Below are 13,275 nucleotides of genomic sequence, written 5' to 3'. Positions count from 1 at the left end.
GGCCCTGCGCCGTCGCATCGCACGAGACTCGCGCATGCCCCCACTAGCATGGGGTCATGCGCGAGTCTTTTGATCTCATCGAAGCGAGCATCGCCGACGTGCTCGAGGCCTACGAAACAGGGGCGGCCACGCCGACAGGCGTGACCGAGAGTTATCTCGCACGCATCGCGGCGTACGACGCCGGCGAGGCTGGCCTGCACGCCGTCGTCGTGGCACACCCCGAGGCGCTCGCCCAGGCGGCCGAGTCCGACGCGCGCTGGGCCGCGGGCACGCAGCGCGCCCTCGAGGGCGTGCCGTTCACGGTGAAGGACTCGTACATGGTGCGCGGCCTCACCGTCGCGTCCGGGTCGCCAGCGTTCGAACGTCTCGTGGCGCAGTGGGATGCCTTCTCCGTCGCGAAGCTTCGCGAGGCCGGGGCGGTGCTCCTCGGCAAGACAAACATGCCGCCGATGGCCGACGGCGGCATGCAGCGCGGCGTCTACGGCCGCGCGGAGTCGCCGTACAACCGCGACTACCTCGCCGCGGCCTACGCGTCGGGATCGTCGAACGGTTCCGCCGTCGCGACCGCCGCCAACCTCGCAGTGTTCGGCATGGGCGAGGAGACGGTCTCGAGCGGCCGCAGCCCCGCGTCGAACAACGGCCTGTGCGCCTACACGCCGTCGTGGGGAGTGCTGTCGATCCGCGGCAACTGGCCGCTCTTCCCGGCGCGCGACGTCGTTGTGCCGCACACCAGGTCGATGCCGGACATGCTCAGGCTGCTCGACGTGCTCGTGCAGGACGACGAGATCACGCGTGGCGACTTCTGGCGTGCGCAGAGCGCTGTCCCGGTTCCCGCTCCGAGCGCGCACCGGCCCCCGTCGTACCTTGCGCTCGCTGGCGACCCTTCGGCCGCGGAGGCAGCGTCAGCCCAGCCGCTCGCGGGCAAGCGGTTCGCGGTGCCGCGGATGTACCTCGGCCACGATCCTCAGTTCCCGATCGCCGTGCGACCGTCCGTGCTCGCCCTGTGGGAGGAGGCGCGAGCCCGGCTGGAGGCCCTCGGCGCCGAGGTCGTCGAGACCGGGTTCCCGCTCATCGAACGCTACGAGGGCGACCGGCCGGGCCAAGAGAACGTCGGTGCGCTCGGCGTGCTGCCCGAGGGCTGGATGGACACCGAGTTCAACCACTTCCTCGCCTACGGCTGGGACGACTTCCTCCGAGCGAACGGCGACCCCGCGATCCCGACGCTCGCTGACGTCGACCCCGACACGATCTTCCCGCAGCCGCCAGGCACGCTGCCCGACCGCTACGAGGAAGTCGAAGACTACGAGAACCGCTATCGTGCGGTCGTCGCGTTCGCGAAGGCCGGAATCCCGGACCCGCGGGAGCGGCCGGACTTCGCCGACGGTCTGCGCGCGCTCGTGCGGCTGCGCGAAGAGCTGTTCGAGTCGTGGCTGCGTGCCGAGGGGTTTGACGGCGTCGTCTTTCCCGCGAACGCCGATGTCGCGCGCGAATCGGCCGAGCGCGACCAGGACGCCGCCGATCACGCGTGGTCGAACGGCGTGTTCTTCTCGAACGGCAACTACGCGCTGCGCCACCTCGGCATTCCGACGGTCACGGTCGCGATGGGGCTGATGTCAGACATCGGGATGCCCGTCGGGCTGACCTTCGCCGGCGCCGCATACACTGACCCCGAACTGCTGCGCGTCGGCGCGATCTTCGAGGCCGGCGGGGGAGCCGGTTCGCTGCGGGTCGCCCCGGAGTCGACGCCGGCGCTCTGAGATGGCCGGCGGGCGTCCGCCCGGAGCCCCGCGCCCCGCGCCGGCGCCTAGACGACCGGCTCGTCGGTTGCTTCGGAGACTGGTTCGTAGCGGTCGACGCTGCGAGCAAGCTTGCGCAGCAGCACGGCGAGGCGTTCACGCTCGGGCCGGCTCATGGCGCCGAGCAGGCGCTCCTCTGAATCGGTGAGGCGCGTCATCGCCGCGTCAACGAGGGTCTGGCCGAGCGGCGTCATCTCGACGAGCACGCCCCGGCCGTCGTTCGGGTCAGTCAGGCGGCGCACAAGCTCGCGCTCGACGAGCCTGTCAATCCGATTCGTCATCGTGCCGCTCGACACCATGGTCTGCTGCACGAGCACCTTGGGGCTCTGCCGGTACGGGGCTCCGCCGCGGCGCAGCACTGCGAGTACGTCGAACTCCCACGAAGCGAGACCGGAGCGCTCGAACGCGTGTGACCTCGCGCGATCCAGATGCTTCGCGATGCGCGAGAGCCTGGAGAACACGGTGAGTGGCGCGAAATCGAGGTCGGGGCGCGCTGCGCTCCACGACGCGATGATCCCGTCAACCTCGTCGGTCGAGTCTGGCGTGCGGTCTTCCATCTGCTCATTATCGCGGGTTGGCACACATTTTTCCCCGTGAACCCGCCGCAGTTTGCCCCGTTCTGCCCGAGAGGTGCGAAAGTGGTCGCGACGTCTGGCAGACTATATCCGTGCCGGTTTCGGCGCGATCCGCCTTGGTGTAATGGCAGCACGACAGCCTTTGGAGCTGTTAAGTCTAGGTTCGAATCCTAGGGGCGGAGCGGTGGCGGCTGAGGCGAACTCACCGCCGCGCGCCGGTTTCGGCGCAGTTCCGCGCAGTGCTCACGCGCTCGCGAACGAGAAAGGGACACCCGACATGACAGAACGTTCTCTCGCTGTCGTCATTCTGGCCGCTGGCCAGGGCACCCGGATGAAGTCGACGCTTCCGAAGGTGCTGCATCGCATCGGCGGACGCTCGCTTATCGAGCACGTCCTCGACACCGCGGCGGCAGTCTCGCCGCAGCAGATCGTCGCCGTCGTTCGGCACGAGCGCGAGCGCGTTGCCGAGGCGATCCTGAACCACGCGCCCGACACGATCATCGTCGACCAAGACGAGGTCCCCGGCACCGGCCGCGCGGTCGAGCTTGCGCTCGCCGCACTCCCCGCGGACTTCGACGGCTCCGTCGTTGTGCTGTCGGGCGACGCCCCGCTCGTTGACGGGCCGTCCGTGCTCAACCTGCTCGACGGCCACTTCGCCGGCAACCGCGACATGACGCTGCTGTCGGCGCTGCTTGACAATCCGACGGGCCTCGGCCGTATCCTCCGCGACGAGAATGGCGGCATGACCGGCATCGTCGAGGAGAAGGACGCGACGGATGAGCAGCGCAAGATCGGCGAGATCAACGGCGGCATCTACGTCTTCACCCACCGCGCGCTGGTGCAGGCACTCGGCGAGATCGACACCAACAACGCGCAGGGCGAGAAGTACCTCACCGACGCGGCAGCCCGCATTCTCGCGAAGGGCGGCGGCGTCGAAGCCGTCGCAACGAACGATCCGTGGGTCGTCGCAGGCGTCAACGACCGGGCGCAGCTCGCCGATGCGGGACGCGAGCTGAACGCCCGCATCATCCGCGCGCACCAGCGGGCCGGCGTCACCATCATGGACCCGGCGACGACGTGGATCGACGCTGACGTCTCCATTGAGGCCGATGTCGAGATCCTGCCTGGCACCTTCCTGCACGGCGCGACCTCGATCGCGACGGGCGCGATCATCGGCCCAGACACGACGCTCACCGACTGCGAGGTTGGCGAGGGCGCGCGCATTCGCCGGTCCGAAGCGACGCTCGCCGCGATCCACGCCGGCGCGGAGGTTGGACCGTTCGCGTTCATCCGCCCCGGCACCGAGCTCGGCGAGGGCGGCAAGATCGGCGCGTTCGTCGAAGCGAAGAACGCGCAGATCGGCGAGGGCTCGAAGGTGCCACACCTGAGCTACGTCGGCGACGTCACCATCGGTACCGGCTCGAACATCGGCGCGGGCACGATCGTCGCGAATTACGACGGCGTGAACAAGCACCAGACGGTCGTCGGAGACGCCGTTCGGATCGGGTCGAAAAACGTGCTCATCGCACCGGTTACCATTGAAGACGGAACGTACACCGCGGCGGGAACGATTGTGCGCAAGCCTGTGCCCGCTGGCGCGCTCGCGATGACTGTCGCCCCTCAGCGAAACCTGGAGGGCTGGGTCGCTGCGAACCGCCCCGGAACGAGTTCCGCTGCCGCTGCCGAGCGGGCCGCGAGCCCCGACGCCGCCACAGACTCACTCAACGACACATCTCATACAAAGTAATCACTGAAGGGCAAGTGGGAAAGCACTGATGAGCAAAATCGAGATGACCGGGCAGAAGAAGCTCGTTCTCATTACCGGCCGAGCGTACCCCGAGCTCGCCGAACAAGTTGCCGCTGAACTCGGCGCTGAACTCGTTCCCACCGATGCCCGAACCTTCGCGAACGGCGAGCTCTACGCTCGGTTCGACGAGAGCGTCCGCGGTTCCGATGCGTTTGTGATCCAGTCGCACACCGATCCGATCAACGAGTGGCTCATGGAGCAGCTCATCATGGTTGACGCGTTGAAGCGTGCGTCGGCGAAGCGCATCACCGTCGTCGCACCGTTCTACCCGTACTCGCGCCAGGACAAGAAGGGCCGCGGTCGCGAGCCGATCTCGGCGCGCCTCATCGCTGACCTCTTCAAAACGGCAGGCGCCGACCGCATCATGTCGGTCGACCTGCACGCGCCGCAGATCCAGGGCTTCTTCGATGGCCCGCTCGACCACCTGTTTGCGATGCCCGTGCTGCTCGAGCACTTCGAGAAGAACCTGAACCGCGACGACCTCACCGTCGTCTCGCCCGACATGGGCCGCGTTCGCGTCGCCGACGTCTGGAGCGACCGCCTCGGCGCACCGCTCGCGATCATTCACAAGCGCCGCGACCCGTCGGTCGCGAACCAGGCGTCGGTGCACGGCATCGTCGGTGACGTGAAGGACCGCTGGTGCCTCATGGTTGACGACATGATCGACACGGGCGGGACGATCTCCAAGGCTGCGGAGGCGCTCAAGCAGGCTGGTGCCCGCGGCGTCACGATCGCAGCGACCCACGCGATCTTCTCGGGCAAGGCTGCCGAGTACCTGTCGCAGGACTTCATCGACCAGGTCGTCGTCACGGACACGCTCCCCGTCGCCGAGGAGAAGCGGTTCGAGAAGCTCACGGTGCTCTCGATCGCCCCGCTGCTCGCGAAGGCAATTCACGAGGTGTTCGAGGATGGCTCCGTGACCTCGATGTTCGAGGGCGCCGCCTAGTCAGGCGCACCTCAATGGCCATGCGCGTCGTGCGGGTGGCGCTGACCGGGATGGGCGGGATTGGTTCTCGCGTCGCGGTGGCGCTGCTCGAACGGCGCGTTCGGTTTTCTCAGCGCTTCGGCGTCGACGTCCGGCTTGTTGGAGCCTGCGGCAGCGCATCGGGGATCGTGCGCGAGGGCGGGCTCACTGTGGCCGACCTTGCCGACCGCGGCACGTGGGAGCCCGGGATGGTCGGAACCGCGCTGCTCGACCGAGCCGATCCTGACGTCGTGATCGATGCCGGGCCCAACGACTACGAGACCGGCGGGCCCGGGCTCGACCATCTCGAGTGGGCGACGCTGCGCGGCGTGCACGCGATCATGGTCTCCAAGAGCGCGCTCGCGTTGCAGGGTGAGCGGCTGCTCGCGGCGGCGCGCGACAGTGGCAGCCGCGTGCACGCGAGCGGCGCGAGCTCGGCCGCGCTGCCTGCCGTCGACTTTCTGCGCACGAACCTCGCGGGGGCCGTGATCACCCGGGTAGAGGCGGCGCTCACCGGAACGAGCTCGTTCGTGCTCGACGAGGTCGTCAGATCAGGATCGACGCTCGACGCCGCGATCGCCGAAGCAACGGCGCGGGGGATCGCGGAGCCGGACCCAGCATTCGACCTCGACGGCCGAGACACTGCTGCGAAACTCGTCGTTATCGCTGGGATGGCCCTCGGTGTGTGGCTTCCGCTTGACGGCATCAGACGCGAGAGCGTGCGCTCCGTCACCGACGAGCAGGTGCTGGCCTGGCGCGAGGCGGGAGCCAAGGCGGCACTCGTCGGCGTGCTCGATCGCACGGCCGCCGGGTATGAGGCGAGCGTTGAAGTGCGCGCGTATGGTCCGGGGCACCCCTACGCTGCGGCACGGGGAAGCACCAAGGCGCTCATGGTGACCGCCGAGGGCTTTGGCGAGTACACGCTCGTCGGTGGCGCGTCCACACCGGAGGCGACGGTCGCCGCGGTGCTCAAAGACGTCGAGCACCTCCTGGCGGGACTCTAGCGCCCCGCGCACGCGATGCCGCGCGCTTCGTGGCCGTGGGGGCAGGTGCTGCTGTGCGCTGTCGAGCGGAGACTCGGTGCGCCCATCCGGAGCTATAGTGAAGAGCTATGTGGAATATAGATTCCACAGTTCTTGTGCAATACTCCGAGATTCCGAAGACTGAGTAATCGGAGGCAGCAACGCTGCAGTCTCACAGGCCTGGAATAAGGAAGAGTCACACCCATGACTATGAAGAAGAAGTTTTCTCTCATTGCCGCTCTCGCGGTGAGCGCGCTTGCACTGAGTGCCTGCAGCTCGGCGGCTCCGGAATCGCAGGACGGCGACGCAGAGCGCACTGTGAAGATCGTCACCTCGAACGACGCTCCGTTCTCGTTTGTAGACGAGTCGACTGGCGAACTCACCGGTATTGACGGCGAGATGCTGGGCGCGATGGCGGAGGAGCTCAACTGGAAGATCGAAGTGGTCGTGACTGACTTTGCGACGATGCCTCAGACCGTGCTGTCAAAGAAGGCTGACTTCATCGCCGATGGCTTGTACGTCACCGACTCGCGCAAGGAAACGCTCGCATTCTCCGATACCTGGTATTACCAGGGCGAGGGGATGCTCGTGCCCGCAGACTCGACCTTCACGTCGCGCGACGACGCGAAGGGAAAGACTGTCGGAGTCATGACAGGGACCACGCACCTTGAGATCGCCCAGGAGCTTACGGATGAGGCGCACATCAAGCAGTACGACTCCCAGGCGAACCTCATCCAGGCGATCGCCAACGGGCAGGTCGACGCTGGCTTCACCGACCAGGCGGTCGTGGCGTGGAGCCTCGTGCAGAACCCGAACGACAAGGTGAAGCTCGTGTCGCCGTATGAGCCCTACTTCCCGGGCACCATCGCAGCCGCCTTCCGGCAGGACGCCGACAGCGACGCAATGCGCGAGGAACTCAACGGTGCGCTTGCGAACCTCAAGGCCTCGCCGAAGTACCTCGAGATCTTGCAGAAGTACGGCCTCGGCGAAGACAACATCGCGGAGTAACGAACGCGTCGATAGTGGAGCACGTCCCGTGCTCCACTATCCCCGTTTGAGGAGAAGTCTTGGAATTCATTGAAAACGTGATCGGTGTGATGCCGAAGCTCATCAAGGCGGTGCCGATCGTCGCGCAGCTCGCGCTCGGCGCGATGGTTCTTGCCTTGGTGCTTGGTTTGCTCATCGCGCTTGCCCGCCTCTCATCGAGCCGCATTCTGCGCGGCATCGCTGTGGTCTATGTTGAAGTGCTCCGTGGCACGCCGCTGCTCGTACAGCTCGTCTACATCTACTTCGTGCTTCCGGTCGTTGGGGTGCAGCTCGACCCAATCGCCGCAGGAATCATCGGCCTGGGGCTGAACTACGCTGCGTATCTCTCAGAGGTGTACAGGACCTCGATTCTTGCAATCGACAGTGGTCAGACGGAGGCCGCACTTTCGCTGGGGTACACGCCGACGAAGGCGCTCTGGCGCATCGTGATTCCCCAGTCGTTCAAGGTTGCGCTTGGCCCGATCGGCAACTACTTCATCGCCATGGTGAAGGACACCGCGTTGACCTCGGTCATCGCTGTTTCCGAGATCCTGAAGACTGCGAACACCTTGAATTCCCAGACGTTCCAGACCGTCGAGATCTACACCGCAGCCGCGGTCCTGTACCTCGCACTGTCCTTGCCGCTCTCGCGGCTCGTGATTGTGTTGGAGAAGAAGGTGAGAAGCCGTGCGTAACCCAGTGATCCAGATTCAGGACGTGTACAAGAGCTTCCTCATCGGCGAGAAGCCGAGTTTTTGGAAGCGCATCGTCGGGGGCAAAGACACTCGCAGAACCCTTGAAGTGCTCAAGGGCGTCGACCTCGACGTGCTGCCTGGCGAGACTGTTGTGCTGATCGGCTCGAGTGGGTCCGGCAAGTCCACGCTGTTGCGCTGCATCAACAAGCTTGAGGTGATTGATAGCGGGAAGATTCTCGTGAACGACCACCTGGTGGGCTACCGCGAAAGCGGGGCGGGCCTCGTCGCGGAGTCAGCCAAAGAGACTGCTCGCAAGCGTACGGACATCGGCATGGTGTTCCAGCACTTCAACCTGTTCATGAACAAGACCGCGCTCGAAAACGTGATGGCGCCGCTCATGCACGTGAAGAAGTTGTCACGGCAGCAGGCGAGGGCCCTTGCCGAACCTGCACTTGAGCGGGTCGGACTGGCCGATCGGATGGAGAACTACCCGTCTCGCCTGTCCGGCGGGCAGAAGCAGCGCGTCGCCATCGCCCGTGCCATGGCGATGGAGCCGAACGTCATGCTGTTCGATGAGCCGACGTCGGCGCTCGACCCCGAACTGGTCGGCGAGGTCCTCGCGGTGATCAAGAACATTGCCGCGTCGGGAACGACGATGGTGATCGTGACCCACGAGATGCAGTTTGCTCGCGAGATTGGCGACCGGATTGTGGTCATGGACGGGGGCCAGATCGTCGAGCAAGGCCCGCCAGAGGATGTTTTCGGAGATCCGAAGCATTCCCGCACCCGAGCGCTGCTTCGCAGGTCAGGCATCCTTGACACGCCGGAGACAGAAGCTGTCACCGTGTTCCCTGAGCTCGACGACGACTAAGCGCGCTCGTCTTCGCCTTCGCGGCCGCCCTGGACGAGATTCGTTCGGCCAGGGCGGCCGTTGCCGTACGCGCGTTCCTTCAGGATGTCGTTCACAATGTCGATGAGCTCGCGGATCGCGGGGGAGTAGACGCTGTTCCGGCGTCGAATGACCGCGATCGTGTCGTATAAGGGCGTCTCGAACGACGCCACGTGAATCTCCGGAGGAAAGTTCACGTTCTGCGTGACCGCTCTCGACACCATGGTGTCTCCGAGACCTCGCTTTACAAGCTCGAGCGCGGCCTCCAGGTACTCGACTTCGAGGCGTGGTTGAAGCCGCAGCCCTCGTTCCTGTGCCCGCTCACTCAACTGCCGACGCGTCGGGTCATTCCAGCTGTAGCTCGCGTCGTAGAGGACGACGGGATTCGACACGATCTGTTCGATGCTTACCGGCGCGGCGACGCGCTCGGGGTGGATTGAGGCCCACAGTACCTCGTCCTGCACGAGCGGAAACACCTCGAGCTCCTCGTCGGGAACGGGGAGTACCACGATGCCTGCCTCCAGCTGGCCGTTGCGCACACCCTCGACGACCTCGAACGAGTTCTGGCCGAAGAGACGGAGGTTGACGTTCGGGCGGCGCCGATGAAAGCGCTCGACCATATCGGGGAGGAAATAGAAGTTTGCGTTGCGAAGCACGCCCAGCGAGATGGATCCGCGCTGGATCCCGCGAAGCTCGACAAGCGCTTCATCGGCGAGCTCGGCCGTTTCCACGATCTGTCGCGCCCACCCCAGCAGCTCACTCCCTGCCGCGGTGAGGGCAAGCTTGCGCCCCGTTCGAATGAAGAGGGGTAGCTCGTGATGCTCCTCAAGCTTCCGGATAAGTGCAGAGATAGTGGGCTGGGAGACCCCGAGACGGCTCGCCGCACTGGTGAAGGAGCCGTGCTCGGCGGCGTACACAAACGCCCGAAGCTGCGTGATAGTCATAGCCTAACCCTATGCGATCTCTAGTTCACTGCCCCGTTGTATTGTTTCTCGGTCGTTTTTACGATCGGAACTATGAAGTTCACCACTCCAATCCTGACCAAATACGACGGCCGTTTTACCCGGCTGAAGACCCCACTCGATGTTCCCGCAGCGCAGCGCGATCCCCAGGTCGTTGAAACCGTGTCCGCGATGCTTCTGGACATCGAGAAGCGCGGCCTCGACGCCGTCCGCGACTACGCGCGCAAGCTTGATCGCTGGGAGGGCGGCGAGTTTGAGATCTCACGCGAGACCATCGCGAGCAGTGGCGACCGCATCGCCCCGGAACTTCGAGAGGCAATCGAGCTTGGCGCCGAGCGCACTCAGGCCTTTGCGCGCCGTCAGCGTGAAGGGCACGTGGACTTCGACGTCGAGCTCGCGCCCGGGCTGCATACCGGTGTGCGCTACATTCCGGTCGGCCGGGTGGGTGCGTACATGCCCGCTGGGCGCTTCCCGCTCACCGCAAGTGCGTTCATGACCGTCGGCGTTGCAAAGGCAGCCGGCGTGCCCCACGTCGTCGCGTGCACCCCGCCGCAGCCAAACGGGCAAGCAAACGACGCCGTGCTGTACACCGCGCACGTCTCGGGAGTTGACAGGGTATTTATGCTCGGTGGCGTTCAGGCGCTCGCCGCAATGGCGTTCGGCCTGATCGACGAGCTTCCCGCAGACATGCTCGTCGGGGCAGGCAACGCGTTCGTCGCTGAGGCGAAGCGCCAGCTCTTCGGCAGAGTCGCGATCGACCTGCTTGCGGGCCCGTCGGAAGTCGCAGTGATCTCCGATGAGACTGCGGACCCTGAGATCGTCGCAGCCGATCTGCTCGGTCAGGCAGAGCACGGGCCGAATTCTCCGGCTGCCCTCGTCACCACTGATGAGGCGCACGGCCGGGCCGTCATGGCAGCCGTCGAGCGGCAGCTGACCACCCTCTCGACGGCTGAGATCTGCGGTCCCGCGTGGCGCGACTACGGTTCTGTGACTGTTGCTGACAGCCGAGAGGTTGCTGCCGCACTCATGGACGATCTCGCTCCTGAGCATCTGGAGGTCATCACGGGTGACGATCAGTGGTACCACGAGAGCCTGCGCAACTACGGCTCCATTTTCGTTGGCGAGTGGAGCACCGTTGCGTACTCTGACAAGGGTATGGCGGGCACGAACCACACGCTGCCGACCGCTGGCGGCGCGAAGCACAGCGCCGGCCTCTCGGTATCGCGGTACCTGAAGCCGCTGACGTACCAGCGCGTTGAGCGTGAAGCGACCCCCACGGTCGCGCCCGCGACGATCACGATCTCGGCCTCCGAGGGCATGACGGCGCACGAGGCGACTGCCCAGATGCGGCTGGATCGCTTCAACGGCGTCGCCTAACCGCGCAGCGCTGCCGCGCAGCGCCGGCCGCGCACGGCGGCACGCGAATGCCCCGCACCCCAGTCACGTGGGGTGCGGGGCATTCGCGTCGTCCTACCGGGGGAGCGTCGCGTGGACCGCGAAGCCCTGCCCCGATGCGTCGCCGGCGGTGGGGCCAGCGGTGACGCTGCCGCCGAGCGCGGTCACCCGTTCGCGTAGCCCCGCGAGCCCCAGCCCGGAGCCGGGAGCCGGCGGCGCGTCGGCGGGCGCGGGGCCGTTCACGACGTCGACGGTGATCTCGTCGTCGCCGAGCGTGACAGTCACGTCGATGGCCGAGCCGGGGGCGTGCCGCATGGCGTTCGCGAGGCTCTCCTGCACGACCCGGTAGACAGTGAGGCCCGTGGCTGACAGCACTGGTTCGGTGGTCGCGCCGCCGCTTTCAGAGAAGCTGATCTCGGCCCCCGAGTTGCGGCTGCCTTCGATGAGCGTCGGCAGGTCCGAGAGCGTCGGCTGGGGTGCGAGGGGAGCCGTGCCGTCGCTGTCGCGCAGGGTGGCGAGGAGCCCCCGCATCTCCGAGAGCGCCTGGCGCGAGGACTGCGCGATCGCGGCGAACTCGGCTTCGGCCTCGTCCCCGAGTCCTGGAATCCGATACTTCGCGGTGTTCGCCTGGATGCTCACGACCGACATGCTGTGGGCGACGACGTCGTGGAGCTCGCGCGCGACGAGGTTGCGCTCGGAGAGTTCGCGCTGCTTCGCGTCAAGCTCGGCGCTGTGCTGGCGTTCGGCCTGCAGTGCGCCCCGGTTCGCAAACACGGTCTGCGCGACGATTCCACCAAGCCCGAGCCCGAGCGCCACCGAGCTGCAGATGACGAGGCTTGTGATCGCGCCGGCGGTGAACCCGGCTCCTGACATGGCGACGGCCGCGATTACCGCGAGCTGGGGGAGCGCGAGCGCCGCGAGCACCCAGCGCCAGTCGTGCCGCAGCCCGATGATGAACGCGAGCAGCGCCTGCACGATGAGCATCGTCACCGGCCAGGGCCACGGGGTCGCGACCGGTGCGGCGGTGATGAGCGCGGTCGCGGCGGGGGTGATGGTGCCGAGCGCGATCGCAGCGGCGGGAATGCGCAGCGCGAGCGCCACGGCCGCCGCTTCGGCGGCTGCGAGCACCATCGCGATCGCGGGGTGGACGTCGTAGAGCGTCACGAGGAGGGGCCAGGACACCGCGATCGTTGCGACGGCGGCGAATCCGATCAGGATCCAAGACCATCCGGCGAACGACGCGAAAGTCAGCGCGGGCGCCTGCGGGCCCGCCGGGGCTGGAGCGTCCGCCAGCGGGGCCGTCTGGTGCGCGAGCGTGTCCCCGCCGAGGCCGGCCCGGGTGAGCGCGATATCGAACGTTGCGAGCGCCCGCATGACAATCGGCAGGAGGAGTAGTGCAACCGCGCCGAAGATCGTGTAGGTGACGCCCTCAGCCGCTCGGCTGTACGCGACCTCGGGGGTGATGGCGCCGTTTGAGAGCCACTCGAGCATGTTGCCCGGGAACACGCTGTCGTTTTCGGGCAGGAACGGGGACCAGAGGAACCACGTGGTGCCGCCGAGCGCGGCCGAGAGCCACGTGATCCCGATCGAGAAGGTGATTGCGCGGACCGGGAAGGCGACGAGCGTCTCGAACGCGAGGTCGAGCCACCTACGGCCATCCGCCATGATGCGCATGAACCCGCCGACGCCCGGCCCGTGCGCCCGGTAGGCGGGAGCGGGAACGGTCGCGCCCCACCACGCGGCCCGCGTCCGCGAGAGGTCAGCGAACTTCGTTGCGAGGAGCAACGTCGCCGGAAGCAGGAGCGCGCCGAGCCAGATCACGAGCGTGGACACACCGAGTGAGGCGAGCGGCACGAGCAGCGAGAAGGCAAACAATGACACGAAGAAGCCCGGGAGCACGTAGCCGATGTCGCGCGCTACGAGTGCCGGGTTGTAGAGGCCCGACCAGGCGCCGGTCCGCGAGCGGTGCGGCGTTGCCTGGGCTGTTGTGTTCACCATGGTTGTTTCCCTGTCTCTCGTCCGACCAGCGGCCGGTGAGGCCAATCTGCCGGCGTAGGTGGTGCCGGTGATGCCAACTGTAGAGGGCGCATCGCCCGTTGCGCGTCACCCTGGCGAGTGAATCCGGGAGCACCCGAGTTCACCCG

Annotated in this window: 11 protein-coding genes and 1 tRNA gene; 9 read left to right on the top strand and 3 right to left on the bottom strand. The window is 66.5% G+C overall.

Annotation, left to right across the window (positions count from 1 at the left end; genetic code table 11):
* The first annotated feature begins 56 nt into the window (after positions 1-56).
* Positions 57-1,757, top strand: a complete 1,701-nt coding sequence (locus BJ960_RS11385; protein WP_185987365.1) for an amidase — start codon at positions 57-59, stop codon at positions 1,755-1,757.
* Positions 1,758-1,804: 47 nt separating this feature from the next.
* Here the strand turns inward: BJ960_RS11385 and BJ960_RS11380 are convergent, their stop codons facing one another.
* Positions 1,805-2,353, bottom strand: a complete 549-nt coding sequence (locus BJ960_RS11380) for a MarR family winged helix-turn-helix transcriptional regulator (protein WP_185987364.1) — start codon at positions 2,351-2,353, stop codon at positions 1,805-1,807.
* 128 nt (positions 2,354-2,481) lie between these two features.
* On the opposite strand from BJ960_RS11380, the gene BJ960_RS11375 reads away from it, so the two are divergent.
* The 7 genes from BJ960_RS11375 (at position 2,482) to BJ960_RS11345 (ending at position 8,756) form a co-directional block, all read left to right on the top strand.
* Positions 2,482-2,553: transfer RNA gene (locus BJ960_RS11375), tRNA-Gln, on the top strand.
* Between the two features lie 95 nt (positions 2,554-2,648).
* Positions 2,649-4,118 (top strand): bifunctional UDP-N-acetylglucosamine diphosphorylase/glucosamine-1-phosphate N-acetyltransferase GlmU, encoded by a 1,470-nt coding sequence (glmU, locus tag BJ960_RS11370; protein WP_185987363.1) that lies wholly within the window; start codon positions 2,649-2,651, stop codon positions 4,116-4,118.
* A 28-nt stretch (positions 4,119-4,146) separates the two neighbouring features.
* Positions 4,147-5,124 (top strand): ribose-phosphate diphosphokinase, encoded by a 978-nt coding sequence (locus BJ960_RS11365; protein WP_185987362.1) that lies wholly within the window; start codon positions 4,147-4,149, stop codon positions 5,122-5,124.
* Between the two features lie 14 nt (positions 5,125-5,138).
* Positions 5,139-6,146: a homoserine dehydrogenase gene (locus BJ960_RS11360; protein ID WP_185987361.1), complete on the top strand. Its 1,008-nt coding sequence runs from the start codon at positions 5,139-5,141 to the stop codon at positions 6,144-6,146.
* 222 nt (positions 6,147-6,368) lie between these two features.
* Positions 6,369-7,172 (top strand): substrate-binding periplasmic protein, encoded by an 804-nt coding sequence (locus BJ960_RS11355; RefSeq protein WP_185987360.1) that lies wholly within the window; start codon positions 6,369-6,371, stop codon positions 7,170-7,172.
* A 59-nt stretch (positions 7,173-7,231) separates the two neighbouring features.
* Positions 7,232-7,885 (top strand): amino acid ABC transporter permease, encoded by a 654-nt coding sequence (locus BJ960_RS11350; protein ID WP_185987359.1) that lies wholly within the window; start codon positions 7,232-7,234, stop codon positions 7,883-7,885.
* Positions 7,878-8,756 (top strand): amino acid ABC transporter ATP-binding protein, encoded by an 879-nt coding sequence (locus BJ960_RS11345; RefSeq protein WP_372430578.1) that lies wholly within the window; start codon positions 7,878-7,880, stop codon positions 8,754-8,756. The genes BJ960_RS11350 and BJ960_RS11345 overlap by 8 nt, the downstream gene beginning before the upstream one ends.
* Here the strand turns inward: BJ960_RS11345 and BJ960_RS11340 are convergent.
* Positions 8,753-9,718: a LysR family transcriptional regulator gene (locus BJ960_RS11340; protein ID WP_185987358.1), complete on the bottom strand. Its 966-nt coding sequence runs from the start codon at positions 9,716-9,718 to the stop codon at positions 8,753-8,755. The two genes, BJ960_RS11345 and BJ960_RS11340, sit on opposite strands and share 4 nt — an antisense overlap.
* 72 nt (positions 9,719-9,790) lie before the next feature.
* On the opposite strand from BJ960_RS11340, the gene hisD reads away from it, so the two are divergent.
* A complete protein-coding gene (gene hisD, locus BJ960_RS11335; RefSeq protein ID WP_185987357.1) occupies positions 9,791-11,113 on the top strand; it encodes a histidinol dehydrogenase in 1,323 nt (440 codons plus the stop codon).
* 93 nt (positions 11,114-11,206) lie between these two features.
* Here hisD and BJ960_RS11330 read toward each other — a convergent pair whose 3' ends face one another.
* Positions 11,207-13,129: a sensor histidine kinase gene (locus BJ960_RS11330; RefSeq protein ID WP_185987356.1), complete on the bottom strand. Its 1,923-nt coding sequence runs from the start codon at positions 13,127-13,129 to the stop codon at positions 11,207-11,209.
* Between the last annotated feature and the right edge of the window lie 146 nt (positions 13,130-13,275).

This window comes from Leucobacter aridicollis, assembly GCF_013409595.1.
GTDB classification, from domain to species: Bacteria; Actinomycetota; Actinomycetes; order Actinomycetales; family Microbacteriaceae; genus Leucobacter; species Leucobacter aridicollis.
The sequence above is the reverse complement of the archived record's forward strand: the minus strand, read 5'-3'. Positions and strand labels throughout refer to the sequence as shown.

Coding starts and splice junctions, on each gene's coding strand:
- BJ960_RS11385 (WP_185987365.1), top strand. CDS start 57: ATGCGCGAGTCTTTTGATCTCATCGAAGCGAGCATCGCCGACGTGCTC.
- BJ960_RS11380 (WP_185987364.1), bottom strand. CDS start 2,353: ATGGAAGACCGCACGCCAGACTCGACCGACGAGGTTGACGGGATCATC.
- glmU (WP_185987363.1), top strand. CDS start 2,649: ATGACAGAACGTTCTCTCGCTGTCGTCATTCTGGCCGCTGGCCAGGGC.
- BJ960_RS11365 (WP_185987362.1), top strand. CDS start 4,147: ATGAGCAAAATCGAGATGACCGGGCAGAAGAAGCTCGTTCTCATTACC.
- BJ960_RS11360 (WP_185987361.1), top strand. CDS start 5,139: ATGGCCATGCGCGTCGTGCGGGTGGCGCTGACCGGGATGGGCGGGATT.
- BJ960_RS11355 (WP_185987360.1), top strand. CDS start 6,369: ATGACTATGAAGAAGAAGTTTTCTCTCATTGCCGCTCTCGCGGTGAGC.
- BJ960_RS11340 (WP_185987358.1), bottom strand. CDS start 9,718: ATGACTATCACGCAGCTTCGGGCGTTTGTGTACGCCGCCGAGCACGGC.
- hisD (WP_185987357.1), top strand. CDS start 9,791: ATGAAGTTCACCACTCCAATCCTGACCAAATACGACGGCCGTTTTACC.
- BJ960_RS11330 (WP_185987356.1), bottom strand. CDS start 13,129: ATGGTGAACACAACAGCCCAGGCAACGCCGCACCGCTCGCGGACCGGC.